A 396-nucleotide genomic window follows, 5' to 3' on the forward strand; every position below is an offset into this window, starting at 1 on the left:
CCTGCCACGCTCGACGTCCCGCATGAGCTCGTTGAGCATGTTGCCTGGCTGCTGTACGAGCACCGCCGCGCACGTAACACCCGCTGGCGGAAGCTCCGCTGCTTCGACCAGGCACTGCTCACGCTGGGCCCGCCTGCGCAAGAACGAGACATTCGCCCAGCTCGGCGCCGGGTTCGCGATATCCCAGGCCACCGCCTGGCGCTACGTGGACGAGGCCCTGGAGGTGCTGGCTTCCTGGGCCCCAGGCCTCCATGAAGCCCTCACCGGCCTCGGTGAGGGCGACCACGTCATCGTTGACGGCACGCTGATCCCCACCGACCGCGTCCGCGCCGATCAGCCGTACTACTCGCAGAAGCACAAGAAGCACAGCATGAACGTGCAGGTCATCACCCGCCC

General features: G+C 67.4%; 1 pseudogene. It reads left to right on the top strand.

Features of this window, described 5'->3' with window-relative positions:
- Window positions 1–396 (top strand): annotated as a pseudogene (locus EHS43_RS45995) (transposase family protein); the annotation flags it as partial.

Source organism: Streptomyces sp. RP5T (genome assembly GCF_003933965.1).
Classification (GTDB): Bacteria; Actinomycetota; Actinomycetes; order Streptomycetales; family Streptomycetaceae; genus Streptomyces.